This window comes from Dactylosporangium sp. NPDC005555, assembly GCF_040605635.1.
GTDB lineage: Bacteria > Actinomycetota > Actinomycetes > Mycobacteriales > Micromonosporaceae > Dactylosporangium.
On sequence record NZ_JBEXDG010000083.1, the window covers coordinates 1 to 23901 of the forward strand.

The following is a 23901-nucleotide window of genomic DNA, read 5'->3' on the forward strand; positions in this document are numbered from 1 at the left end:
CAGCAGATCCGCGACTGGGCACAGTCCAAGCACCTCGCCCGGCTCGCCTTCTGGTCCGTCAACCGCGACCGCCCCTGCCCCGGCGGCGGCGTCGTCTCCAACTGCAGCGGCATCGCCCAGAACAACTGGCAGTTCACCCAGATCACGGCGACCTTCACCGGCTGATCGCGGTATGTGCAGCAAGGGGGCCGGCCCTACAGGGCCGGCCCCCTTCTGACGGAATGCCGCCGTTTCGCCGGCAGACGCATTGTCAGCGGCGGCGCAGGAAGCCCGCGTCGAGGAACTTGAAGTTGGTGCTCTCCCGGTCGCCGGCAACCGGGGTGTTCTCGCCGTCGTGCACGACCAGCAGGCCGCCCGGGAAGCCGGGCAACGCGGTGGCGGTCACGGCCGCGCCGTCGCACGCCTGGGAGCCGTCGGCGCGGGCGCCGTCGACGACCGCGAAGTGGCCGGTGGGACGCAGCGTCAGCCGGTCGTAGGTGTAGAACGTGTCGTCGCCCTGGCTGGACACGATCAGGGTGCCGGTGAGCGTGCCGGTGCGCAGGATCGTGAGGCCCTCGACGTCCGCGGCGATCCGGCCGCCGTAGCCGGGGTCGGCGGCGTAGTCGACGACGCAGTCGTCCTCGGCCTCGTCGAAGCGGGCCGGGACGCCGAACTCGCGGGTGCGTTCCACCGGCTGCGGCGCTCCGTGGAAGCGGCCGCCCCACACCGGGATCCGCCACAGGCCGACGGTCTCCTGCGCCAGGTACGCGACCCGGGTCGCCGGGTCCACGACGCTGCCCTCGACCTGGGGGCCGTCGCCGGGGTCCGCGCACGGCGACCAGGCCGAACCGTCGGGCAGCCGGAACGTCGACGGCAGGGTCAGTCGGTCCGCCCGCCGGTAGGTGACCTTGTCCCCGGCGGCGACGAGCTCGAACAGCCCGACGTCGCTGGTGCTGCGGCGGCTGACCACGGCGTAGGAGGTGCCGTCGAAGTCCCGGTACGTGGCCAGCCCGTAGGCGGTGCGCTGCTCGTCGACCTGCGCCTGGTCGGCGCTGAACGCGAACGGCACGCCCGCCGCGGTCACGTCGGTGAGCAGGCCGGTGACCGGGTCGATGCGGTAGAAGCGCAGCTGGTCGCGGCCCCGGTCGGTGACGACGGCCAGGTCCACGGTGCGGCCGCCGAGCCGGAAGCCCAGGACCAGGTCGACGTTGTTGAAGCGGCCGTCCGGCGCGGTGGCGATCGCCTGCCGCTCGCGGCCCGCGAGGTCGTACACGCGAAGACCGCCGTTCTTGGCCGTGGCGATGACCCGGCTGGCGCCGCGGTCGCGCTCGTTGACCCAGATGGCCGGGTCGTCGGCGTCGGCGTCGCCGCCGGCCTCGTCGTCGTACAGGGGCGGGGTCTCCACGACCGGGGTGACGGTCCGTGTCGTGGGTGCCGTCGTGGGTGCCGCTTGAGCGGCCGCGGGCGCCAGGAGCAGCGGCACCGCGGCCGCGGTGACCAGCAGAAGTCGTCGCATCCGCCGAAGCTACGATGCGTTTCGATCCGTCAGGTGAACGCGCTCAGTCGGCCGGTGGATCCGCCAGTGGCCAGCCGCCGGCGGCCAGGCGGGCCGACACGCGGGAGACGTCCTCGGCGGACGCCGTCTGCAGCACCGAGTCGTTGATCATGTTCTCGATGTCGGCGGTGCCGATCGGGTCGGTGGTGCGCTGCGACTCGTCGGCGAGCGCCTGGGCGATCTGGTGGATCTCGTCGTCGGTCAGCTTGCGGCGCAGCAGCCCGAGCAGCGCCACGTAGTCCTGGCGGGGCACGCCGGACGGGTAGCCCGCCCGCAGCCACTCCACGGTGCGGGTCAGGAAGTTGGAGCGGAGCTCACCCACGGGGTCTCCTCACCTGGTGCTGATCGTCGGGTAGCCGTGCTCGAAGCTGATCGCCTTGCCGAAGCCCGACGCGACGATGAACGTGATGCCGAGCACGACGCCGAGCAGCACGATCGCGAAGCAGAGGTACCCGCCGGCCGTGCCGATCGGGTGGCGTTCCGAGTCGCCTTCGCCGGCGCCGCCGCCGTACGCGAGGGACCTGACGCCGAGCGCGAACAGGGCCGGCAGGCCGGCGCCGAGGATCAGCCCCGCCAGCAGGACCTTCCAGGCCGCCTCGAGCGCGAATCCGAGGTTGTGCATCTCCCGCCGCCTCTCAGCGGTCCGCGTCGGCGAGCTCGCGCCGGGCGTCCCAGTCGTCGTTGACGTTGGTGTGGTCGACCGGCGCCTTGCGCGAGCGCAGGTACATGGACGCGGCCGCGGCGAGCAGCAGCACGAAGATGACGACCGCGCCGGCGAGACCGCCGATGCCGTCGCCGATCCACCACATGAGCGCGCCGACGATCGCGGCGGCCGGCAGCGTGATCAGCCACGCGGCCACCATGCGCCCGGCGACGGCCCAGCGGACCAGTGCGCCGGGGCGCCCGACGCCGCTGCCGAGGATCGAGCCGGTGACGACGTGCGTCGTGGACAGCGCGAAACCCAGGTGGCTGGAGGTCAGGATCACCGCCGCGGAGGCGGACTCGGCGGCGAGGCCCTGCGGCGGGGAGATCTCGACGAGCCCCTTGCCGAGGGTCCGGATGATCCGCCAGCCGCCCAGGTAGGTGCCGAGCGCGATCGCCACCGCGCAGGCGGCCTTGACCCAGAGCGGGATGTTCTTCGTGTCGGTCCAGTCGCCGGTCGCGATCAGCGCCAGGGTGATGACCCCCATGGTCTTCTGCGCGTCGTTGGTGCCATGGGCGAGCGAGACCAGGGAGGCGCTGCCGATCTGGCCCCAGCGGAAGCCGTTGTCGGTGAAGCGTTCCGCGACGCCGGCCGTGATCCGGTAGATCAGCCAGGTGCCGGCGGCCGCGACGACGCCCGCGATCACCGGAGACATGACCGCCGGCAGGATCACCTTGCCGATCACGCCGTCGAGCTTGCTGCCGTCCCCGTTCCAGTTGACGCCCGCCCAGCCGAGCCCGGCGACCGAGGCACCGATGAGCCCGCCGAACAGCGCGTGCGAGGAGCTCGACGGCAGGCCGAGCAGCCAGGTCACCAGGTTCCACACGATGCCGCCGACCAGACCCGCGAGGACGATCAGGAGCAACGCCGCACCACCGTCGGCGACGAGGTCCGGTTTCGGGGTGCCGTTGGAGTTCTGGATCTTCACAACCGCGTTGCTGACGGTCAGTGCGACCTCGACGGACAGGAACGCACCCACCAGGTTGAGGATGCCGGAGAGGAGCACGGCGACCTTCGGCCGCAGCGCCTTGGTGGCGATGGATGTCGCCATCGCGTTGGCGGTGTCGTGGAACCCGTTCGTGAAGTCGAACCCGAGCGCCGTGACGATCACCAGGACGAGGACCACAGTGGTTTCGGTCACGGAATGGATCGTCACCCCGCCGGCGCTGCCCCACCACCGCTGCGGACCTGCTCACGCGGGATTTCGCCGCTCGTTTCCCGCGCCGTCACCTATCCGGGTGTGCCCGGGTGGGCGAGGGTGTAGCGCACGCGGGTCCAGCCGTCCTGGTGGCTGACGGCGAACGCGTCCGACAGCTGCTGGGCGATCCACATGCCGCGGCCGCCGAGCAGCCGCTCGTCCGGCGGCCGGTAGCCGGCGAGCAGGTCGGCGGGGCCCGGGCCGTCGTCGCCGACCTCGCAGACCAGGCCCTCGGCCGTGACCCAGACGAGCAGCTCGCGGCGGACGCCGCCATACAGCACGGCGTTGGCCGCGATCTCGCCGGTGACCAGCAGCAGCTCGTCGAGCTGGTCGGTGCCGGCCCAGCCGTGCGCGTCGGCGACCGCGCGGACCAGGTGGCGGGCGGTGGCGGCGTTGTCGGTGAGGACCGTCGCGGCGGCGGGCGGGCCGTCGACCGGCGGGACCGGCTCCGGCACCGCGTCGAGGAACTCCGCCGGCGGCCGATACGTGTCGCCGCCGGGATGGGTGCTGCGGGCACCGGCGAGCACCGCGTGCGGCAGCACCCGCGTGTCGTACGGGCAGACGAGCCAGGCCGGCGCGTCGGCGAGCACCGCGTTGAGCGCCGACTCGTAGCGCGCCCAGGTCACGTGCCGCGCCGGCGGGCCGAACCCGACCTCGCCGATGATCCGGACCTCGTCGTGCCCGCCGTCGGCCGCGTCGGTCAGGAACCGCCGCACGCCGGCGATGGAGCTCGCGGGCCGCCGATACCAGGCGTCGCGGTCGAAGAACGTCACCGCGGCGGCGTCCGGGCCGAGCGCGTCGCGCAGCAGGCCCGCGTTGGCCTCGGTGACGGCGGCGGCGACGGCGTGCCCGCGGCGCAGCCCGTCACGGACGAACGGCGTGAGCACGTCGGCGAAGCGGTCGTCGGTGTCGTAGAAGAAGACGTCATGGGTCAGGGCGTCCGGCATGCGCACCCGCCCCTCCCAGGTCCAGCCCGTCCGGCCTCCACCGTACCTTGGCCACAACCCGCAACCGGCGAGGGCATATATGCCATTCCGCACTATTCGACCTGGTTTTCGGGCGATCATGGCTTGGTGAAGGAGCAAGCGGAGGCACCCGGCAGCGATCACGTCGTGCACGTCGCCCGGCAGCCGATCTACGACCGCAACGGTGTCGTCGTCGCCGACGAACTGCTGTTCCGGGCCAGGGCGACCGCCACCGGCGCCGACCGCAGCGACTCCTACGCCACCGCCCGCGTGCTGGTCGCGGCGTTCACCGAGTTCGGGCTGCGGGAGCTGTCCGGCGACCGGGACTGCTTCATCAACCTGACCAGGGACTTCCTCACCGGCGCCCTGCCGCTGCCGTTCGACGGCAGCCAGGCCGTCCTGGAGATCCTGGAGACGACCACCGTCGACGACGAGGTCATCGCCGGCGTCACCGCACTGGTCGAGCAGGGGTACACGATCGCCCTGGACGACTTCACGCTCGGCGGCGGTCACGAGCCGCTGCTGCCCCTCGCCACCTACGTGAAGATCGACCTGCTGCACGCCTCCGAACCCGAGGTCCGCGCCGCCGTCGCCGAGTGCCGCCGGCACGGCCACCTCCGCCTGGTCGCGGAGCGCCTGGAGACACCCGAGTCGCTGCGGCTCGCGTTCGCCATCGGCTTCGAACTCTTCCAGGGCGACATCCTCGGCCGCCCGCACGTCAACTCGACCGTCGCGCTCGCCCCCGCCCGGCTGACCCGGCTGCGGATGCTGCAGGCCCTCACCGCCGACGACGCCGACATCGACGAGATCGCCGGCCTCGTCGGCCAGGACGCGGCGCTGACCCTGCGGCTGCTGCGCGCCACCAACTCCGCCGCCGTCGGCCTCAACCGCACCGTCTCCTCGGTCCGCGACACCGTCGTCGTCCTCGGCCTCAACCGCATCCGCCAGTGGGTCACGCTGATGCTCGTCACCGACCTCACCGAGTCCGACCCCGAGCAGCTCAGCGACGTCCTCGTGCGGGCCAGGTTCTGCCAGTTCCTCGCCGCGTCCGCGGGCGTCCCCGCCGACGTCGCCTACATCGGCGGCCTGCTGTCGGCGCTCGCCGACCTCTTCGACGAGCCCGCCGACCGGATGCTGCACGACCTGCCGCTGGACGACCTGCTCGTCGAGGCCCTCACGACCGGCACCGGACCGCTCGGCGACGTGCTGGCCGCCGCCCGCGCGTACATGACCCCGTCCTCGGAGATGCCCCCCACCGGCGCGCCGCCGGCCCAGCCGACGGTCGACACCGCCGAGATAGCCCTGGCCTACCTGTCCGCCGTCCGCGCCACCAACGCCACCCTCGCCGAGCTCACCGCCGAGGTGTAGGTTCACGCGGTGGCGGCGGCAGGTGTGGTACTGGTGACGGGCGCGTCCCGTGGGCTGGGCGCGACGATCGCGCGGACCCTGGCCGCGGACGGCTGGACCGTCGCGGTCAACTACCGCAACGGCGCCGGCGCGGCCCGCGAGGTCGCCGACGGCATCCGCGCCGCGGGCGGGACCGCCGCCGTGTTCGAGGCCGACGTCACCGACGAGGCCTCCGTCGCGGCGCTGGTCGCGGCGGTCACCGAGCAGCTCGGCCCGGTCACCGCGCTCGTCGCCAACGCGACCGGCCCGCAGCCGGAGGTCGCCGTCGAGGACCTCACCTGGGACGACCACCTCGGCCAGCTGCTGTTCTTCGTGAAGAGCCCGACGCTGCTCGTCCGGGCGGCGCTGCCCGCGATGCGCGCCGCCGGCCGCGGACGGGTCGTGCTGGTCGGCTCCGACATGACCGACCGGGCGCTGCCGGGCTGGTCGGCGTACGTCGCCGCGAAGGCCGCCCAGATCGGCCTGGCCCGCACCTGGGCCCGGGAGCTCGGCCCGCACGGCGTCACCGTCAACGTCGTCGCCCCCGGCTGGGTCCCCGTCGAACGGCACGCGGACGTCCCCGCGTCAGCGGTGCAGGCGTACGCCGCCGAGGTGCCGCTGCGCCGCATCGGCCGCCCTGACGACGTCGCCGGCGCGGTCCGCTGGCTGCTGTCGGACGAGGCCGCCTTCGTCACCGGCGAACGCGTCACCGTCAACGGCGGCCACACCATCTGACCGCTCAGAGCCTGGTGGGGCGGCCCTGGGTGCCGGGGACGGCGCCGGGCCTGCCGGTGCTGGCGGCGCGCTGGTGCTGCGCGGAGCGGCGCAGCGTCTTCGGGACGGTGAAGGTCTCGGTGTACTGCTCGTAGCCGACCGCACCCGGCACCGAGATCGCGTTGCCGAGCGGTTCGATGAGGCTGTCCTTCAGCGCCAGGGGGCCGCCGAGCAGGACGCCGTAGGTGATGGTGGACGAGTTGCGGGAGAAGTACGCGCGGGTCGGCTCGCTCAGCGTGCCCGGCGCCGACAGCAGCAGCGGGCCGCCGTTCGCGCCGATCATCGCACCGCCGGTGAGCGCGTCGAACCACGTCGTCGCGGTGGCGACGGCCGCGGTGCGCAGCCCGGTGAAGAAGAACTCGGCGACGGCGACCGCGGTCTCGAACTCGGTCGCGCCGTACACCGGGTAGTACCCCGCGTCCTCCGGCCACGACGGCAGCTGGTTACGGGCACCGGCATTCTCCAGCGCCCGGACGGCCGGGCCGCCGACGGCGATCATGTCGACAGCGGCGGGGTCGAGGGCGTTCAGATACGCGGCGGTGGCCGCCGGCATGGCGTCGCCGGCGGTGAGGACCACGACGGTGCCCGGGTTCGCGCCCGCGGCGGCGCCGGCGGCGAGCGCGTCGTAGTACTTCAGCGACGTCGCCAGGATCACCGCGGACGGCTTGGTGGTGATCGCCTTCGCCACCGCGACGGCGGTCGCGTACTCGTCCTGCCCCCACAGCCGCACGACCGTGTACCCGAGGGCCTGCACCGACGCCTCGACCTTCGCGGACAGCGCGACGGTGCCGCCGAGCAGGTACACCGTGCCGGTCCCGCCGAGGATCCGCTGCATCTCGGCCTGGGTGTCGGCGTGCAGCTTCCCGGTGGGCGTGATCAGCAGCGGGCCCTGCTTCGCCACCGCGAGGGCGGAGCCGCCGAGCGCGTCGAGGTACGTGTCGTCGCGGGACAGCACGACCGCCTGCGACTGCGCCCGGACACCGTCGTCGGCCCCGTGGTCGGCCCAGTTGTAGCGGGACGTGGCCACCGCCGTGCCCAGCGCGGTCGCGCCCCAGACCCGCTCGACGTGGTTGGCGTTGACCGGCTGGCACGTCGCCTGGTAGCCATTCACGACGATCGTGGTGATCTTCTTCGTGGCGACGTCGATCCGCTTGACGTGCGGCACGCCGTTCACCCGGCAGCTGAACAGGACGGCGGTGCCGTCGGTTGTCCAGGTGGGGTTGGTGTTGGTGTCGCCGTCGGTGGCCTCGGTCGTCACCTGCACCTTGCCGGACCCGTCGGCGTTCGCCGTCCAGATCTGCACGACGCGCGGGACGCCGTCCATGCCGCCGGTGGAGCGGCTGTAGGCGAGCTTCGTGCCGTCCGGGGAGAAGTCCGGCTCCCACACGCCACCGGTGATGATCGTGGTGGCGGTGCCGTTGCTCTCGAGCCGCCGGATGACGCTCTGCTCGCCCTGGCCCTCCTGGAACACGACCGTGCCGGCGGCGGAGACCGCGGGCTCGCTCCGATGCGTGTCGGACGGTCCGCCGAACAGGATCTCGCCCTCTTCGCCGCCGCCGCCACCGCCGGCCGGGGCGATGCGCAGCCGGAACCAGTCGCTGAAGATGACGAACGCGCCGTCGGGGGTGTAGGTGGGCTCCTCCAGGGTGCCGGTCGACGGTCCCGCGATGACGACCCGGTCGCTGCCGTCCTGCCGCACGGACTCGATGGCCGAACCCGACGAGTACACGAACCGACTGCCGTCGGGCGACCACTCGCCGGAGCCCCTCGACTGCGGCGCGTAGTCCACGAGGGTCCGCTCGCCGGTGCCGTCGGCGTTGGCGATGAAGATCTGGGAGTCGCGCCGGAACGTGATCGATCCTCCGCTGCCGGGCAGCGACGCGTGCGCCTTACGCTGCCCGGGCACGACCCCGGGGACCGCGGCGGCGGTCGCCCCGGTGACCGCTGCGAGGATCGCGGATCTGCGTGTGAGCCCGAACGACATGCTGTCTCCCCGTTGGCCGCCGACCACCGCCGCGGTGATCACGGCGTGGAGTGTAAGGGCACCCGGCTGCCGGTGAGAACCTTGGTGCCGGGCCTGCCGGGCGCGCCGCGGCGGCGCTGTGTGCTGCGGCGCAGGGTCTTCGCGACGGTGAAGGTTTCGGTGTACTGGGTGACGTCGTACTGGTCACGCACGGCGATCGCGTTGCCGAGCGGCGCGATGAGCGCGTCCTTCAGCGCGAGGGGGCCGCCGAGCAGCACCCCGTAGGTGACGGTGCCGGCGTTGCGGGAGAAGTACGCACGGGTCGGCTCGCTCAGCGTGCCCGGCGCCGACAGCAGCAGCGGACCTCCGTTGGCACCGATCATCGCCCCGCCGGTGAGCGCGTCGAACCACGTCGTGGCGGTCGCCACCGCCGCGGTCAGCGGGCCGGTGAAGAAGAAGTCGGCGACGGCGACCGCGGTCTCGAACTCCGTGGCGCCGAACACGGGGAAGAACTCCGCGTCGTCGGGCCACGACGGCAGCACGGCGTTGCCCAGCGCCCGCACGGCCGGCCCACCGACCGCGACGACGTCAACCCGGTCCGGGTCGACCGCGTTGAGATAGGCGGCCGACGCCGCGGGCATGGCGTCGCCGGCGGTGAGCACGACGACCGTGCCCGGGTTCGCGCCCGCGGCGGCACCCGCGGCGAGCGCGTCGTAATACTTCAGCGACGTCGCCAGGATCACCGCGGACGGCTTCGGCGCGACCGCCTTCGCCACGGCGACCGCCGTCGCATACTCGTCCTGGCCCCACAGGCGCACGACGGAGTAGCCGAGCGACTTGAGCTTGGTCTCCACGTTCGCGGACAGCGCGACGGTGCCACCCAGCAGGTACACCGTGCCGGAGCCGCCCAGGATCCGCTGGATCTCGGCCTGGATGTCGGCGTGCAGCTTCCCGGTGGGCGTGATCAGCAGCGGGCCCTGCTTCGCCACAGCCAGAGCGGACCCGCCGAGTGCGTCGAGATACGTGTCGTCGCGGGACAGCACGACAGCCTGCGCGGGTGCGCGGACGCCGTCGTCGACCCCGTGGTCGGCCCAGTTGTACCGGGACGTGGCCACGGCGGTGCCGAGCGCGGTCGCGCCCCAGACCCGCTCGACGTGGTTGGCGTTGACCGGCTGGCAGGTCGCGTCGGACGCGTTGTCGGCCAGCGGGTCGATCTGCCTCGTGACGACGTCGATCCGCTTGAGGAAGCGGTTGGCGCCCGCGCGGCTGGTGAACACGACGGCGCCGCCGTCCGCGGTCCAGGCGGGGTTGCCGTTGGAGAAGCCGGCGTTGGACACGGTCGTCAGCTGGACCTGGTCGGTGCCGTCCGCGTCGGCGATCCACACCTGCTGGACGATCGGGGCGCCGTTGCCGCCGGTCACGCGGGTGAACGCGAGCTTCGTGCCGTCCGGGGAGAAGTCCGGCTCGCACGCGCCGCCGGTGATGATCGTCGTGGCGGTGCCGACGCCGTCGACCCGGCGGATCACACCGTCCAGTGCGTAGTCCCGCTGGAACGCGACCGTGCCGTCGACGGAGACGGTGACCTGCTCGGCGAAGGACCCGTCGGGGCTGGCGTACACCGGGGCGTCGGCGGTGCCGTGGTCGGTCGCCGCCGCCGTGACGTACAGCTTCCCGGTGTCGCAGAAGATGACGTACCCGCCGTCGGGGGTGAACTCGGGGCCGGTGACGTTGCCGGCGGCGCGCTGGTAGACGACGACCCGGTCGCTGCCGTCCTGGCGGACCGACTCGATCGCGTGGCCGGTCGAGTAGACGAACCGGCTGCCGTCCGGCGACCAGCTACCGGATCCGTAGCCCGCGTTCTCCACGAGCAGCCGCGCGCCGCCGCCGTCGGCGTCCGCGATCCAGACCTGCGTGCCGCGCAGGAACGTGATCGCGCCCCGGCTGCCGGGCAGCGACGCGTGCGCCTTCCGCTGCCCCGGCACCAGGCCGGGAACGGCGACCGCGGTCGCCCCGGTCACCGCCGCCAGGATCGCGGACCTGCGTGTGAGCCCGAACGACATGCTGTCTCCCCGTGCGGCGGCGGTCATCGCGAGGAGTGTAGAGGCAGCGGTCAGCTCGTGAGGACCCGCACGATCGCGGCCGCGGCGGCCGGGTCGGTGAGGATCGTGTAGTGGTTGCAGTCCGGGACCAGCTCGGCACGCAGCGCGGTCTGCGCCGTCCAGTGCTCGACCAGCGGCTGCGGCAGCATGCCGGGTTCCTGGCCGAACATCCCGCGCGGCGCGTACAGCAGGTCGGCGGGCAGCCGCAGGCCGCGCAGGTCGTCGCCGGACGTGGCGGCGCCGACGATGAGGTCGCGGCCGTCGGCGGCGACGGCGTCCGGGGCGACCCGGGACCGGATCTCCCCGGGCTCGCCGGTCGCGTCGTAGCGGGCGTACGCGTCGAGGTCGTCGCTCCAGTCCGCGGCGAGCGCCGGGTGGTGGCGGAACACGTCGACGTAGGCGTCCTCGGTCGGGAACGTCATCCGCAGCCGGGTGATCGCCGGGCCGAGGGTCGCCTCCAGGACCGCGTCGGGGTCGGCGCCGGCCGGCACGGGCAGCGGAAGGCCGCCGTCGATGAGGACGAGGCGGGTGTACAGGCCGGGCTCCCGCGCGGCGGCCCGCAGCGCGGCGTAGGCGCCCATCGACTGCCCGGCGAGCACGACCGGGCGGCCGACCTGCCGTGCGGCCCTCGCGAGGTCGTCGGCGTGCCGGTCCATGCCGTACGGGCCGGGGAGCCCGTTGCTGCGTCCCCGGCCGCGCAGGTCCAGCGCGAGCAGCGTCCACCCGGCGGGCAGGGCGCGGGCGACCGCCGCGAACGACATCGCCGAAGCGGTGATGCCGTGGGCGGCGAGCACGACCGGCCCGCCGCCGTCACCGGACCGCAGGGCGTGCAGCGGGCCGTCCGGCGTGGAGATCTGAACGCTGTCCACTGATGGAGTCCTTTCAGGATTTCGGTACGAGGGCGTTGCGGCGCACGTCGGACCAGGTGCGGGTGTCCGTACACACGCCGCAGGACGGACCGTAGAACTCGGCTCGGGCCGCCGTGTCGCCCATGAGCTGGAACCGGAACCAGGCGGTCGTCGGCGCGGCGAACGGCCCCGGGTCGCCGACGACGGTGAAGTGGTCGGCGCCGCGCACCTCGGCGTAGATCGCCGGGATGTGCGTCGCGTCGTTGTAGAACGCCTTCACCAGGAACGGGAAGACGATGCTGTCGTACTGCCCGGCGAGCAGCAGCGCCGGCACGTGCACGTCGTCGATGTCCGCCAGGGGGCCCGGCTGGATCGGCAGGATCGCGTCGATGCGCGGGTCGGCGCCGACGACGATCGCCGCCGCGCCGCCCTGCGAGTGCCCGGACGCGCCGATGTGGGCGAGGTCGACCTTGCCGCGGAAGACGCTGCCGGGGTCGGTGTCGGCCTGGGCGAGGGCGTCGATGCCCAGCCGCATCGAGATGCCGAGGTTGGAGGCGGGCGTGTTCGCGGCGGAGACGATGAAGCCGTGACTCGCCCAGTACAGCAGCAGGTCACGGTAGACGAGCGGGGCCGCGCCGGTGCCGTTGCCCCACACGATCACCGGGTGGCGGCGGGGGCTGGTGGCGATGTCGCGCGGGTAGTAGAGGGTGTTGACGGCACCGATCTGCACGGCGGTGGCGTACGGGCCGGGCGCGTCCCACACGTCGGCGGCGGCGGCCGGCCGGGCGGGGGCGAGCAGGACGGCGCTGATGGCGGTGGCGGCGCACAGCGCGGCAAGGCGGGAACGGTGAGACATCGTGCCTCCTCGTTGTCAGGGGTCCCCACATCCTCACGCCGGCCGGCGGCGGCTGTCTGTGCGCACATGCGGCAATGATTGACGCACCGGTTTGGGCGATGTGACGATGCCGGGATGCCGGACCTGCATGATCAACTCGCCGCCCGGCTCGACGGCATCACCGCCGAGATCGTCGCCGGATGCGCCGCCGACGTGCCGTTCTACCGCGGCCTGCCGGCCGAGGCCCTCGACGGGCCGGTCCGCGAGTCGGTCAGCGCCGTCTTGGGCCTCCTGCTGAGAATGCTCCGCGACCAGGGCCCGCTGCGCCCCGGCGACCTGACCTGGGTGGTGGAGCTGTCCGCCCGCCGCGCCCGCGACCACGTCCCCCTCGAAGCGGCGCTCGCGGCGTACCTCATCGGCGCCAGAACCTGGTGGCGCGCGGTGACCGCTCTGGCCGACCCCGCCGACCTCGCCGCCGCCGGGTCGCTGCTGCTGGACGGGCTCGCCGGGATGATGCCCGCCGTCGTCGTCGCGCACCTGCAGGCCCAGGAGGACCTGCGCGGCGAGTCGGCCCGCGCCCGCCGCGAACTGCTCGCCGCGCTCCTGCACGGCCACCCGTTCCAGGCCCTCGCCCAGGACGTCCGGGTCGAGGTCGGGCACCGGCACACGGTGCTGCTGCTGCGCTTCGCGACCCGCCCGCCGGACCGGCTCGTGCAGGTCGCCCTCGACACGCACGCCGGCACCCCCGTCCTGGTCGACCACGTCGACGGTGTCGCGCTCCTCCCCGACGGCGTCGCCGCGTCGTCGCTCGTCGCGGACCTGCGGGAGGCGCTGTCCACGCCCGTCCTGGCAACGGCCGCGCCGGCCGCCTCACCCGCCGGCATCCCTGCGGCGGCCGCGGAGGCGCGCGACGTGATGGACCTCGTCACCCGCATCGGGCACACGTCCGGCCTGTACCACTTCGACGACGTCCTCGTGGAGTACCAGCTGTCCCGTCCGGGCCCGGGCCTGCACCGCCTCGCCGCCAAGCTCGACCCGCTGCTGGCGCACCCGTATCTGCTGGAGACCCTGCGCTCGTTCGTCGAGCACGGCCACAACCGCCGGCAGACCGCCATCGACCTGCACATCCACCGCAACACCCTCGACTACCGGCTGCACCGCATCACCACGATGACCGGCCTCGACCCCGCCGTCCCCGCCCAGGCCCGGCTGCTGGACGCGGCACTCACCGCGGCGGACCTGCGGCGCCGGTAGCGTGGGACGGGTGCTGACAACCCGCGTCGGGGACGCCTCGGACGCCGCCGCCGCAGGCCGCCTGTGGACCGCGGCGAACCTCGCCCGCACGGCCGCCCTGGAGCACGACCCGCGCTCGGCGGCGGTCGACCGGTCCGCCCTGGACGACGGCCCAGCCGCCACCGACCGTTCGGCGCTCGACGACGGCACCCCAGCCGTCGACCGTTCCGCGCTCGACGACGGCTCCGTGCAAGGCGACGCCCCGCCGCCCGGCGGCCCGGCCGCCGGCGTCTCCGAACAGGTCGCCCACGCCGTCGCCGAGGCCAGGGTCCGGCGCATGCTCACCGCCCCCGGCTCCCTGATCGTCCTTGCCGAACAGGACGGCGACCCGGTCGCCATGGCCCTGATCGTGCAGGCCCTCGCCCAGGACGGCGCGAGCGCCGACCCGCTGCCCGGCGTCACCCACGTCACGATGGTCGCCGTCCACCCCGCCCACTGGCGCCGGGGCCTCGGCGGCGCCGTCGTGACCCGGGCCGAGGCCGAGGCCCGCCGGCTCGGCTACACCCGCGCCCAGCTGTGGACCCAGCAGAGCAACGAGCGCGCCCACCACCTGTACACCGGCCTCGGCTGGATCCTGTCCGGCCGTTCCAAGACCGACGACCACGGCGAGCAGATCCGCCACTACACCCGGGACCTGTGAGAGGCTGCGGCATGGACCTGGACGCGATGGTGCGGCAGTGGCGGCACGATCTGCACCGCATTCCCGAGCTGGCGTTCCAGGAGCAACGCACCGCCGACTACCTGGCGGCGGCGCTGCACGACATGGGCCTGCAGGTCACCCGCGGGGTCGGCGGCACCGGCGTGGTCGCCACCCTCCGCCACGACGACGGACCGGCCGTCGCGCTTCGGGCCGACATGGACGGGATCGCGCTCACCGAGCAGCGCGACCTGCCGTACCGGTCGGAGCACGACGGGGTCATGCACGCGTGCGGGCACGACGGGCACATGGCGATGCTGCTCGGCGCCGCGCACCAGCTGGCGGGCGGGCCGGCATTCGACGGCACCGTGCACTTCATATTCCAGCCGGCCGAGGAGCCCGGCCGTGGCGCCGCCGCGATGATCGCCGACGGGCTCTTCGAGCGGTTCCCCGCAGAGGCCGTCTTCGGGCTGCACAACATGCCCGGGTATCCGACCGGCAGCATCAGCACGCGGGCCGGTGGGCTGATGGCCGGCGAGGACAACTTCGTGATCCGGGTCGCCGGGCGCGGCGGGCACGCGGCCCGGCCGCAGCTGGTCGTCGACCCGATCGTCGTCGCGGCGCAGATCGTCCTCGCGCTGCAGACGATCGTGGCGCGCAGCGTCGACCCGGCGGAGCCGGCCGTCGTGTCGTGCACGGAGATCACCACCGACGGGGCGCGCAACGCGATCCCGTCCGAGGCGGTGATCCGGGGCGACACGCGCAGCTTCACGCCGGCGGTGCGGGAGCTGCTGGAGCGGAGAATCCGGCAGATCGCCGCCGGGATCAGCGCCGCGCACGGCGCGACGAGCGAGGTCGGGTACACGCACGAGTTCGAGCCGACCATCAACGACCCGGCCGCCGTCGCGACCGCCGTCGCCGCCGCGCGGATGACCACCGAGCTGGTCGACGCCGACACCCCGCCGTGGACCGCCAGCGAGGACTTCGGCGTGTTCGCCCGCGCGGTCCCCGGCTGCTTCGCGCTGCTGGGCAACGGCGACAGCGCGTCGCTGCACAGCGCCGGCTACGACTTCACCGACGACGCCCTCGCCGTCGGCGTCGCCTACTACGTCAACCTCGTGCGGGGCCCGGCGTGATCGTCAACCCGCTCCGCGACCCGGCATGGACGTGCGCTCCCGCCGACGCCGCGGTGCTCGGCTTTCATCGGGCGCTTCCCGGGTACGCCCCGACGCGCCTCGTCGAGCTGCCCGAGCTCGCCGGGACGGTCGGCGCGGGACGGCTCTACGCGAAGGACGAGTCGACCCGGCTGGGGCTGCCGGCGTTCAAGGCGCTCGGCGCGTCCTATGCCATCCACCGGGCCGTTCACGGGGGTCCCGCAACCGTCGTCACCGCCACGGACGGCAACCACGGGCGGGCCGTGGCCAGGTTCGCGCGGCAGCTCGGGCACCGGGCGGCGATCTTCGTGCCCGACGGGGTGCACCCGGCGGCAGTCCAGGCGATCCACGACGAGGGCGCCGACGTCACCCACGTCCGCGGCGACTACGACACCGCCGTCGCCGCGGCAGCCACCTCCTGTGGCGGGGACAGGGTCCTGGTGCAGGACATGGCGTGGGACGGCTATGAGGACGTCCCACGGTGGATCGTCGACGGGTACGGCACCCTCTTCCGCGAGCTCGACGAGCAGCTCCCCGGCGCGCCCGACCTCGTGGTGGTGCCGGCCGGGGTCGGGTCGCTGCTGCAGGCCGCCCTCACCCACTACCGTGCCGCGCCCGCCGCGGTCACCGCCGTGATGAGCGTCGAGCCGGACTCGGCGGCCTGCGTGCACGCGAGCGTCGCGGCCGGGCACCCGGTCACCGTCGCCACCCGCACGACCAGCATGGCCGGGCTCAACTGCGGCACCGTGTCGGCGCTCGCCTGGCCGTCCATCAGCCGCGGCCTCGACGCGTGCACGACGGTCACGGACGCCCAGGCCGCCGACGCGATGCGCGACCTGAGCGCCTGCGGCGTGGACGCCGGTCCCTGCGGCGCGGCACCCCTCGCGGCGCTGCGCACGGCACCACCGCCGGCGGGCGCCACGGTGGTGCTGCTGGTCACTGAAGGGCGCGCCGCCAACCCCGCATGACGGCCTCGGCGATGACGAGATCCTGCCAGGCCATGCCGACGCTCTTGAACAACAGCGGCCGGTCCATGCCGAGCACTTGACCAGCAGCAGCCAGGCCAGGCGCTTGAACACCAGCAGCCGGGCGGGACGCTTGAACACCAGCAGCCGGGCCGAGCACTTGACCAGCAGCAGCCAGGCCGGGCGCTTGAACACCAGCGGCCGGACCGGGCACTTGACCGGCGGCGGCCGGGCCGGGCCGGACCGCGCCGGTGACGACGTCCCGCATCGTGACCAGGTCGTCGCGGTGCAGGGCGCCCTCGGCGATCGCCAGGCACACGTCGCCGGCCTCCCGCAGCGCGGTGCCGACGTCCTCGACGACGACCGTGGCGCGGGCGCACAAGGCGGACGGCACCTCGCGGGCGTCCGGCTCGTGCGATCCGACGGCGATCACGACCGCGGCGTCGCGGATCACGCCGGCGTCGAAGAGGGGTGTGCGCGCGGACGTCGCACACACGACGACGTCGGCGGCCCGCAGCGCGTCGTCGGCCTGCGGGCTGCCGATGCGCACACCACCGGTCGTGCGGACCAGGTGCGTCACGCTCGCCAGGGCCGCGACCGACGCGAGGGTGGCGACGTGCCCGTGCGCCTGCGGCCCTGCGCCGAACACGGCCACCCGCAACGGCTCCGGCATCGCCCGCAGCCGCGGCAGGACGGCGGCCACCGACACGGCCGGCGTCCGCAGCGTGGTCAGCGCCGTGCCGTCCAGGACCGCGACGAGGGCGAGGGTCGCCGCGTCGAACAGCAGATATGACGCCTGCACCCGGGGCAGCCCGCGCCCCGGGTTGCCGGGCGCGACGGTGGCGACCTTGATCCCCGCATATGCCGCCGACGCCTCCGACGGCATCAGCAGGAACTGGCCCGCGGCCAGGGGCACCGCGTGGCGGGGCGGGTCGGCGGCCGGGTCGAGCCCACCGGCCAGGGCGGCGGTGACCGCCGCGACCGCGTCGGCGGGCCCGCACGCGGCGGACACGGCGTCGGCGTCGAGGATCAGCGGCGCGCTCATCGCAGCACGAACCCCGGCACGAGCGGGTCGGCGGAGCCGACGACGAACGAGTGCGTGCCGGTCCGGTGCACCGTCCCGGTCACCTGCGGGATCACCGCCGCACGGCCCGCGACCGTCGCGGTGCCCACCAGCGTGAGGACCAAGACCCGCATCAGCACGGCGCATCCCTGGCCGGGGCCAGGTCCGCGGCAAAGCGATCCGTCGACACCCACCACACCCCCGTCCCCGATCGAGTTCACCAGCAGTATGCACCGCGGGTACGACACTTCCAGCCGACCCACGACAGCCCGCCCACGACAGCCCGCCCACGACAGCCGGCCACGGCAGCCGACCACGGCAGCACACACCCCTTGACACGTCGAATCGAGCGACGCAACACTTTGGCCATTGCTGAGAGCGCTCTCACCGCCATGACGGCGCCCGGCAGATGAGCAGAGAGAGCAGGTAGGCCATGAGAGCCGTACCAAGAACCCTGTACCGCGCCCTCGCTATGACAACGTTGACAGCCCTGGCGGCGTTCGGCCTGACGGTCGCCTCGGCAGACGCCGCCGTCATCGGCAACCCGATCACCGGACCCGGCGGCAAATGCGTCGACGTCGCCGGCGACGACACCGGCGTCAACGGCGCCGCCGTCCAGCTGTGGGACTGCCAGAGCGGCGCCGCCGACCAGCACTACACGTGGAGCGGCAGCGCACTGACCGCCATCGGCCGCTGCCTCGACATCATCAGCGGCGGCACCGCCAACGGCATCAAGCTCCAGCTCTGGGACTGCAACGGCTCCGGCGCCCAGCAGTGGGTCGCCCAGGCCGACGGCTCCCTGCGCAACCCGCAGTCCGGCCGCTGCATGGACTCCCCCAGCGGCGCCACCGCCAACGGCACCCGCCTGCAGATCTGGGACTGCAACGGCTCCGGCGCGCAGAAGTTCGCCCTCACCACGACGCCGCCACCGGCCGGCACCTGCCCGACCTACTCCGACAACCCGGACCTCGGTCCCAACGTCCACGTGTACGACCACAGCCAGAGCGACGCGACGATCCAGGCATCGCTCAACAGCGTCTTCGAGGCACAGAAGAGCACCCAGACCGCGCAGTTCGCCACCCGCCGCGACGCGCTGCTGTTCAAGCCGAGCACCACGCCCTACACCGTCGGCGCCAACATCGGCTTCAACACCTCGATCCACGGCCTCGGCCTCAACCCCGACGACACCCGGATCAACGGCGCGGTCACCGTCGACGCGTTCAACGCCAGCGACGCCGGCAACGCCACCCAGAACTTCTGGCGCTCCACCGAGAACCTCAGCGTCAACACCCTCGGCGGCACCAACCGGTGGGCGGTCGCGCAGGCCGCGCCGTTCCGGCGGATGCACATCATCGGCGGCCTCAACCTCTTCCCCGCCAGCTACGGCTGGGCCAGCGGCGGCTACATCTCCGACTCGAAGATCGACGGCAACAGCGAGTCCGCGTCGCAGCAGCAGTGGTACACCAAGGACAGCCAGCTCGGCAGCTGGAGCGGCTCCAACTGGAACATGGTCTTCTCCGGCACGCCCGGCGCCCCGGCCACGAACTTCAACACCAACCCGGCCGCCGGCCCCCGCTACACGACCCTCGCCACCACCCCGGTCTCCCGGGACGTGCCCTACCTCTACATCGACGGCGCCGGCAAATACCGGGTGTTCCTGCCGTCGCTGCGCACCAACGCGTCCGGGCCAAGCTGGGCCGGCGGCTCCACACCCGGCTCGTCCGCGCCGATGAGCACCTTCTTCGTCGCCAAGCCCAGCGACTCCGCCGCGACGATCAACACCGCGTTCGCCAACGGCTGCAACGTCCTCTTCACCCCCGGCATCTACCACGTCAACCAGACGCTGCACGTGACGAAGGCCAACACCGTCGTGCTCGGCATCGGGTACGCCACCATCATCCCCGACAACGGCGTCAACGCCATGGACGTCGCCGACGTCGACGGCGTGCGGCTCAAGGGCCTGCTCTTCGACGCCGGCACCACCAACAGCGACACCCTGCTGAAGGTCGGCCTGGCCAAGACCGGCGTGTCCCACGCCGCGAACCCGACCACGATCCAGGACGTGTTCTTCCGCATCGGCGGCATGGTCGCCGGCAAGGCCACCAACAGCCTCGTCGTCAACGCCAACAACGCCATCATCGACCACACCTGGGCGTGGCGCGCCGACCACGGCAGCGGCGTCGGCTGGACCGTCAACACCGCCGACAACGGGCTCACCGTCAACGGCGACAACGTCCTCGCCACCGGCCTGTTCGTCGAGCACTACCAGAAGAACGAGGTCGTCTGGAACGGCGCCAACGGGCGCATCGTCTTCTTCCAGAACGAGATGCCCTACGACCCGCCGAACCAGGCCGCGTGGATGAACGGCTCGACCCAGGGCTACCCGGCCATCAAGGTCGGCACCGGCGTCACCACCTTCGAGGCCTGGGGCCTGGGCAGCTACTGCTTCTTCAACGCCAACCCGGCCGTCGTGTCGGCCAGGGCGTTCGAGGTGCCCGCCGTCGCCGGCGTCAAGTTCCACAACATGGCCGTCGTCTCCCTCGGCGGCGTCGGCACCATCTCCCGCGTCATCAACAACACCGGCGGCACGGCGAACTCCACCACCAACAACGTGTACCTGCTCAACTTCCCGTAAAGACGCCCGGACATGGATCCGCGAGCCTCGGCCATGGCCCGCACGCCGTCACCGCGCTGCAATTGGCGCATGACGAACGAGATCCTGGTCCTCGGCGGCACCGGCAAGACGGGACGCCGCGTCGCGCAACGCCTGCGCGACGCCGGCGTCCCGGTCCGGGCCGTCTCCCGCTCCTCCGACCGGCCCTTCGACTGGACCGACCGGGCCACGTGGGCGTCGACCCTGACCGGGGTGCGCAGCGCGTACGTGACGTTCCAGCCCGACCTCGCCGTGCCCGGCGCCCCGGCGACCATCCAGGCGTTCACCGACCTCGCCGTCCGCGAAGGCGTCACCCGGCTCGTCCTGCTGTCCGGCCGCGGCGAGGAGGAAGCCGCGGTGTGCGAGCGGATCGTGCGGTCCGCCGGCGTCGAGGCGACCGTCCTGCGCTCCAGTTGGTTCAACCAGAACTTCAGCGAGGACTACCTCCTCGAGCCCGTCCTCGCCGGCGAGGTCGCCCTGCCCGTCGCCGACGTCCCCGAGCCGTTCGTCGACGCCGACGACATCGCCGACGTCGCCGTCAAGGCACTCACCGAAGACGGCCACGACGGCAAGGTGTACGAGCTCACCGGACCGCGCCTGCTCACCTTCGCCGACGCGACCGCCGAGATCGCCACCGCGACCGGCCGCGACATCACCTTCGTCCAGGTGCCGGCCGCCGACTACGCCGCGCAGCTGCCGCCGGAGATCGCCGACCTCCTGATGTACCTGTTCACCACCGTCCTGGACGGGCGCAACGCCCACCTCACCGACGACGTGCACCGCGTCCTCGGCCGGCCGCCGCGCGACTTCGCCGACTACGCCAAGGACACCGCGGCCGCCTGGAAGGTGTAGCACGGTGGGCGCCACGGGGGCGCCCACCGTCTAGAACACGTAGGGCCAGCCGGTGGCGTCGTAGCCGAGCCGGTTGATGCCCAGCAGCGACGCGCCGTTGTCCGCGTAGTAGTGGTAGAACAGCACGTCGCCGTCGTTGTCGGCGAGGACCGCCTCGTGCCCCGGCCCATGGATGCTGCCGTGCGACGCCAGGACCTGCGTGCCACCGCCGGCGCTCATGCCCCGCCCGGCCCGGTCCACGTACGGACCCGCCGGGTCGGCCGCGCGGCCCACCATCACCCGGTACGTGCTGCTCGCGCCCTGACAGCAGCGGTCGAACGACACGTACAGGTAATACCAGGCGCCGCGCTTGACGATCGTCGGCGCCTCGATCCCAGGACCGTAACTGGCCAGGCCGTGCATCGCCGTGCCGGACCGCTTCCCGGTCGCCGGGTCGAGCGGGATCAGCTTGACACCGGTCCAGAACGAGCCGAACGTCAGCCACCACCGGCCCTGGTCGTCCACGAGCAGGCTCGGGTCGATGGCGTTGAAGGTGTCCGACGTCCGCGACTCGATCACGAGACCCTGGTTCGTCCAGCTGCCCGAAGCGCCCGTGGTGCTGGTAGCCAGGAAGATCGCCGAACGGTTGGACCCGAACGTCGACGCCGAGTAGTACAGGTAGTAGCGGCCGTTGCGGTACGACAGATCCGGCGCCCACAGGTTGCCCGACCCGCCCGTGTACGCGCTCGTCCACGACGCCCCGCCCGGGAAGACCACCCCGGCGTTACGGAACGCGACCCGGTCCGTGGACGTCTTCAACGCGATGTTCTTCCCGGTGTGGGCCACCAGATACGTGCCGTCGGGCCGCTTCACCACCGTCGGGTCGTGCACACCCACGTCACCGGTCACCCGGCCCGGCATCGGATACGTGGCCGGTGGCGTCGCCGTGGTGTCGACCGTGGCGGCCGACGCCGGCGGCAGCGCGTGGGCCGCCCCCGCCAGCGTCAGCAGCGCCGCGAGCGCGACCAGTCGCGTCCTCATCACGCCCACGCCGGGGCGGGGACCCAGCTGACATCGTCGGACCACAGCCCGGCCGCGTCCCAGGCGTTCGAGCCGCCGTTGCTCGCGATGTAGACGGCGTTGTTGTAGTGCCGGATCAGCCGATCCGGGAAGTTCGCCGACGCGAACGAGCTGCCCTGACCGTTGCGGCCCGCCTGCGGGCAGAACGTCGCGTCGGAGGCGAACAGCGCACTGCCGTCGTTGGCGTGCAGGAACAGCTGATAGTTCTGGTGCCGCAGGAAACTGCCCGCCGCGTCACGCGACTCGAACGAGACACAGGCGCTGTTGGCGAGGCCCGCGCGGACCGTGAACGACGCGCCGGCCTTCGCCGCCGCCGAACTCGCCGCGCTGACGACCTGGGTGGAGACGGTCGCGCCGGCGTGGCTGATGTACCGCGTGGTGCAGCACGCCGTCGTCGCCCGCAGCGACACGTTCGAGCCGACCGCCGGCCCGCTCGTCGAGCCCGAGGTGCCGTAGCCCGCCGCCACGATGTTGGCCTGCACGGCGTTCTCGGTCGCGTCGGTCGGGTACCCGGACGTCATGACACCCTCGTAGAAGGTGCCGGCGGCGCCGATGCTGTTGTCACCGCCGATGCCGAGGATGATCGCGCCCTCCTTCTTCATCGGGTTGTAGCCGGCGACGTTGGGCCGGGCACCGTTGTAGAAGGTCGACAGGTTGCCGGACTGGGCGTTGCCGCCCCGGATCGACCAGTGGTTGGGCTCGCCCTTGACGATCGCGGTCAGGAAGCGGTGGCTGATGCTCGGGTCACCGGCGTTGTAACGCTGGTTGACGCCGGAGAACAGGCCGTTCTCGAGATCCGCCATGATCCACGGACCGTTGCCGGCGCCGTAGCCCCAGACCTTGTTGCTGCCGAAGTAGATGGCCTCCATGGTGCCGTTGCCGTTGTCGCGGCTGTTCGTCTCGGCGTTGCCGTAGTCGAAGCAGCAGCCGCCATTGGAGTGGGTGCCGTCGAAGATGGCGTACATGCCCTCAGGCTGGTCACCCTTGGCGATGCCGTTGGTCGCGTTGTTGCGGTAGCCGGTGCCCGGGGACACGAAGACGCCGTACACCTTGTGCCCGGCGATCGTGACCGGTGCCGCCGTCGCGTTGGCGAGGTTGTCGTAGCCGCCCGCCGCCGGGCCCTGGAAACCCCCGGGCGGCGCCTGGGTCAGCCGGTTGTTGCGGCCGGTCTGGTCGTAGATGATCGTGATCAGGCACGACGTGTTGGCGCAGAAGCTGTCCTGGGCGGCCGCGTCGGCGTAGCCGCCCGCGCTGACCGGCGCGATGTCCCTGGTCGTGTTGTCCGAGGCGCGGCGGACCTGATACAGCGGGCCGCTGTAGGTGCCGTAGAGCGCCCTGGTGGTGCTGTGCGCGGCGACGCACGGGGTCCCGCCGGCGGCGTAGATGTCGCACGGCTGGGTGGTCGCCGCCTGCGATGTTCCGGCGGCGGCGACCAGCAGGCCGGCGACGAGCACGCCCGTGAACGCGGCGGCGAGCACCCTGTGGCGCAGGCGCCTGGGTAGCGGTCGGAGTGCCATGGTTGACCTCATTTCCGTCCGCGCAGGGCCGCGTCATGGGGGCGGGCGGTGCGCGGCGCGTGGTTGCGCCGGATCGGCACGGCGGGGGTGTCGCCGACGGCTGGCGGGCCATCGACAGGTCACCGCGATGTTATCGCTCACATCGACGATGTCAAGCACATCGATCCCTGCCGCAGTGAGCGCGAACATGACCCGCGAAACTTTCCAGGGCCGTCGAAAACCGGTGGCGCACGACATGCGCCTCCCCTGCCGCCCGCCGGCGGGTCCCCGCGAAGCGGTGAGCGCGGCCACGTCGCGTTCGTCGTCCTAGGATGCTAGGACCATAGGTACAGAAGGGCCTCGGAGGCGGCGGGGCGGAAGCCAGCCCGTCGCCGACGTGCTGACCGGCCTGTACGGGCGTACA

The 23901-nt window shown here is 72.8% G+C and carries 21 protein-coding genes; 8 read left to right on the top strand and 13 right to left on the bottom strand.

The features are described from left to right. Positions 1 to 250 precede the first annotated feature (250 nt). The 5 genes from ABZS58_RS46690 to ABZS58_RS46710 all read right to left on the bottom strand — a co-directional run bounded on the left by ABZS58_RS46690 (position 251) and on the right by ABZS58_RS46710 (position 4382). Positions 251 to 1495, bottom strand: a complete 1245-nt coding sequence (locus ABZS58_RS46690) for a phytase (protein WP_354790827.1) — start codon at positions 1493 to 1495, stop codon at positions 251 to 253. Between the two features lie 43 nt (positions 1496 to 1538). Then, a complete protein-coding gene (locus ABZS58_RS46695; protein ID WP_354790828.1) occupies positions 1539 to 1856 on the bottom strand; it encodes a DUF3349 domain-containing protein in 318 nt (105 codons plus the stop codon). 9 nt (positions 1857 to 1865) lie between these two features. Then, the gene (locus tag ABZS58_RS46700; protein ID WP_354790830.1) at positions 1866 to 2156 is read right to left on the bottom strand and encodes a hypothetical protein; all 291 of its coding nucleotides are present in this window, start codon (positions 2154 to 2156) and stop codon (positions 1866 to 1868) included. A 13-nt stretch (positions 2157 to 2169) separates the two neighbouring features. Then, positions 2170 to 3378, bottom strand: coding sequence for an inorganic phosphate transporter (locus tag ABZS58_RS46705; protein WP_354790831.1), 1209 nt, complete (start codon positions 3376 to 3378; stop codon positions 2170 to 2172). 89 nt (positions 3379 to 3467) lie between these two features. Then, positions 3468 to 4382: an anti-sigma factor RsbA family regulatory protein gene (locus tag ABZS58_RS46710; protein WP_354790862.1), complete on the bottom strand. Its 915-nt coding sequence runs from the start codon at positions 4380 to 4382 to the stop codon at positions 3468 to 3470. A gap of 126 nt (positions 4383 to 4508) precedes the next feature. Between ABZS58_RS46710 and ABZS58_RS46715 the strand changes: the two genes are divergently transcribed. Further along, complete coding sequence (locus ABZS58_RS46715) at positions 4509 to 5768, top strand: HDOD domain-containing protein (RefSeq protein WP_354790832.1); 1260 nt, start codon at positions 4509 to 4511, stop codon at positions 5766 to 5768. A 9-nt stretch (positions 5769 to 5777) separates the two neighbouring features. Next, complete coding sequence (locus ABZS58_RS46720; protein ID WP_354790834.1) at positions 5778 to 6521, top strand: SDR family oxidoreductase; 744 nt, start codon at positions 5778 to 5780, stop codon at positions 6519 to 6521. A gap of 4 nt (positions 6522 to 6525) precedes the next feature. Here ABZS58_RS46720 and ABZS58_RS46725 read toward each other — a convergent pair whose 3' ends face one another. From ABZS58_RS46725 to ABZS58_RS46740, 4 genes are read right to left on the bottom strand one after another with little or no spacing between them, the layout of a single operon-like run. Beyond that, positions 6526 to 8544 (bottom strand): cell wall-binding repeat-containing protein, encoded by a 2019-nt coding sequence (locus ABZS58_RS46725; RefSeq protein ID WP_354790836.1) that lies wholly within the window; start codon positions 8542 to 8544, stop codon positions 6526 to 6528. Positions 8545 to 8582: 38 nt separating this feature from the next. After that, the gene (locus ABZS58_RS46730; protein ID WP_354790838.1) at positions 8583 to 10610 is read right to left on the bottom strand and encodes a cell wall-binding repeat-containing protein; all 2028 of its coding nucleotides are present in this window, start codon (positions 10608 to 10610) and stop codon (positions 8583 to 8585) included. 23 nt (positions 10611 to 10633) lie between these two features. Beyond that, a complete protein-coding gene (locus ABZS58_RS46735) occupies positions 10634 to 11491 on the bottom strand; it encodes an alpha/beta hydrolase (protein WP_354790839.1) in 858 nt (285 codons plus the stop codon). Positions 11492 to 11504: 13 nt separating this feature from the next. After that, the gene (locus ABZS58_RS46740) at positions 11505 to 12326 is read right to left on the bottom strand and encodes a hypothetical protein (RefSeq protein ID WP_354790840.1); all 822 of its coding nucleotides are present in this window, start codon (positions 12324 to 12326) and stop codon (positions 11505 to 11507) included. Positions 12327 to 12440: 114 nt separating this feature from the next. Here ABZS58_RS46740 and ABZS58_RS46745 point away from each other — a divergent pair, with 114 nt between their 5' ends. From ABZS58_RS46745 to ABZS58_RS46760, 4 genes are read left to right on the top strand one after another with little or no spacing between them, the layout of a single operon-like run. Then, positions 12441 to 13559 carry a helix-turn-helix domain-containing protein gene (locus tag ABZS58_RS46745; RefSeq protein WP_354790841.1) on the top strand — a complete coding sequence of 373 codons (1119 nt, stop codon included), beginning with the start codon at positions 12441 to 12443 and terminating at the stop codon, positions 13557 to 13559. A gap of 10 nt (positions 13560 to 13569) precedes the next feature. Further along, positions 13570 to 14238 (top strand): GNAT family N-acetyltransferase, encoded by a 669-nt coding sequence (locus tag ABZS58_RS46750; protein WP_354790843.1) that lies wholly within the window; start codon positions 13570 to 13572, stop codon positions 14236 to 14238. A gap of 11 nt (positions 14239 to 14249) precedes the next feature. Further along, complete coding sequence (locus ABZS58_RS46755; RefSeq protein WP_354790845.1) at positions 14250 to 15371, top strand: amidohydrolase; 1122 nt, start codon at positions 14250 to 14252, stop codon at positions 15369 to 15371. Continuing rightward, a complete protein-coding gene (locus tag ABZS58_RS46760) occupies positions 15368 to 16357 on the top strand; it encodes a pyridoxal-phosphate dependent enzyme (protein WP_354790846.1) in 990 nt (329 codons plus the stop codon). The genes ABZS58_RS46755 and ABZS58_RS46760 overlap by 4 nt, the downstream gene beginning before the upstream one ends. Here the strand turns inward: ABZS58_RS46760 and ABZS58_RS46765 are convergent. Both ABZS58_RS46765 and ABZS58_RS46770 read right to left on the bottom strand, forming a co-directional pair. Further along, a complete protein-coding gene (locus ABZS58_RS46765) occupies positions 16326 to 17399 on the bottom strand; it encodes an ornithine cyclodeaminase family protein (protein WP_354790848.1) in 1074 nt (357 codons plus the stop codon). The genes ABZS58_RS46760 and ABZS58_RS46765 overlap by 32 nt on opposite strands. Further along, positions 17396 to 17551: a proline racemase family protein gene (locus tag ABZS58_RS46770; RefSeq protein ID WP_354790849.1), complete on the bottom strand. Its 156-nt coding sequence runs from the start codon at positions 17549 to 17551 to the stop codon at positions 17396 to 17398. Before ABZS58_RS46770 ends, ABZS58_RS46765 begins: the two co-directional genes overlap by 4 nt. Before the next feature lie 338 nt (positions 17552 to 17889). Between ABZS58_RS46770 and ABZS58_RS46775 the strand changes: the two genes are divergently transcribed. Both ABZS58_RS46775 and ABZS58_RS46780 read left to right on the top strand, forming a co-directional pair. Next, complete coding sequence (locus ABZS58_RS46775) at positions 17890 to 20052, top strand: ricin-type beta-trefoil lectin domain protein (protein WP_354790851.1); 2163 nt, start codon at positions 17890 to 17892, stop codon at positions 20050 to 20052. Positions 20053 to 20121: 69 nt separating this feature from the next. Beyond that, entirely contained in the window at positions 20122 to 20922 is an 801-nt protein-coding gene (locus tag ABZS58_RS46780; RefSeq protein ID WP_354790853.1) for an NmrA family transcriptional regulator, read from the top strand. A 30-nt stretch (positions 20923 to 20952) separates the two neighbouring features. On the opposite strand, the gene ABZS58_RS46785 is transcribed toward ABZS58_RS46780, so the two are convergent. Next, a complete protein-coding gene (locus ABZS58_RS46785; RefSeq protein ID WP_354790854.1) occupies positions 20953 to 21942 on the bottom strand; it encodes an arabinan endo-1,5-alpha-L-arabinosidase in 990 nt (329 codons plus the stop codon). Then, entirely contained in the window at positions 21942 to 23498 is a 1557-nt protein-coding gene (locus ABZS58_RS46790; protein WP_354790855.1) for an alpha-L-arabinofuranosidase B, read from the bottom strand. Before ABZS58_RS46790 ends, ABZS58_RS46785 begins: the two co-directional genes overlap by 1 nt. Between the last annotated feature and the right edge of the window lie 403 nt (positions 23499 to 23901).

What these genes read in the sequence shown, in the direction of transcription:
- ABZS58_RS46780 (WP_354790853.1), top strand. Translation starts at nt 20,122, where the DNA reads ATGACGAACGAGATCCTGGTCCTCGGCGGCACCGGCAAGACGGGACGC.
- ABZS58_RS46790 (WP_354790855.1), bottom strand. Translation starts at nt 23,498, where the DNA reads ATGGCACTCCGACCGCTACCCAGGCGCCTGCGCCACAGGGTGCTCGCC.
- ABZS58_RS46765 (WP_354790848.1), bottom strand. Translation starts at nt 17,399, where the DNA reads ATGAGCGCGCCGCTGATCCTCGACGCCGACGCCGTGTCCGCCGCGTGC.
- ABZS58_RS46775 (WP_354790851.1), top strand. Translation starts at nt 17,890, where the DNA reads ATGACAACGTTGACAGCCCTGGCGGCGTTCGGCCTGACGGTCGCCTCG.
- ABZS58_RS46770 (WP_354790849.1), bottom strand. Translation starts at nt 17,551, where the DNA reads ATGCGGGTCTTGGTCCTCACGCTGGTGGGCACCGCGACGGTCGCGGGC.
- ABZS58_RS46785 (WP_354790854.1), bottom strand. Translation starts at nt 21,942, where the DNA reads ATGAGGACGCGACTGGTCGCGCTCGCGGCGCTGCTGACGCTGGCGGGG.
- ABZS58_RS46745 (WP_354790841.1), top strand. Translation starts at nt 12,441, where the DNA reads ATGCCGGACCTGCATGATCAACTCGCCGCCCGGCTCGACGGCATCACC.
- ABZS58_RS46710 (WP_354790862.1), bottom strand. Translation starts at nt 4,382, where the DNA reads ATGCCGGACGCCCTGACCCATGACGTCTTCTTCTACGACACCGACGAC.
- ABZS58_RS46700 (WP_354790830.1), bottom strand. Translation starts at nt 2,156, where the DNA reads ATGCACAACCTCGGATTCGCGCTCGAGGCGGCCTGGAAGGTCCTGCTG.
- ABZS58_RS46690 (WP_354790827.1), bottom strand. Translation starts at nt 1,495, where the DNA reads ATGCGACGACTTCTGCTGGTCACCGCGGCCGCGGTGCCGCTGCTCCTG.
- ABZS58_RS46755 (WP_354790845.1), top strand. Translation starts at nt 14,250, where the DNA reads ATGGACCTGGACGCGATGGTGCGGCAGTGGCGGCACGATCTGCACCGC.
- ABZS58_RS46730 (WP_354790838.1), bottom strand. Translation starts at nt 10,610, where the DNA reads ATGACCGCCGCCGCACGGGGAGACAGCATGTCGTTCGGGCTCACACGC.
- ABZS58_RS46725 (WP_354790836.1), bottom strand. Translation starts at nt 8,544, where the DNA reads ATGTCGTTCGGGCTCACACGCAGATCCGCGATCCTCGCAGCGGTCACC.
- ABZS58_RS46740 (WP_354790840.1), bottom strand. Translation starts at nt 12,326, where the DNA reads ATGTCTCACCGTTCCCGCCTTGCCGCGCTGTGCGCCGCCACCGCCATC.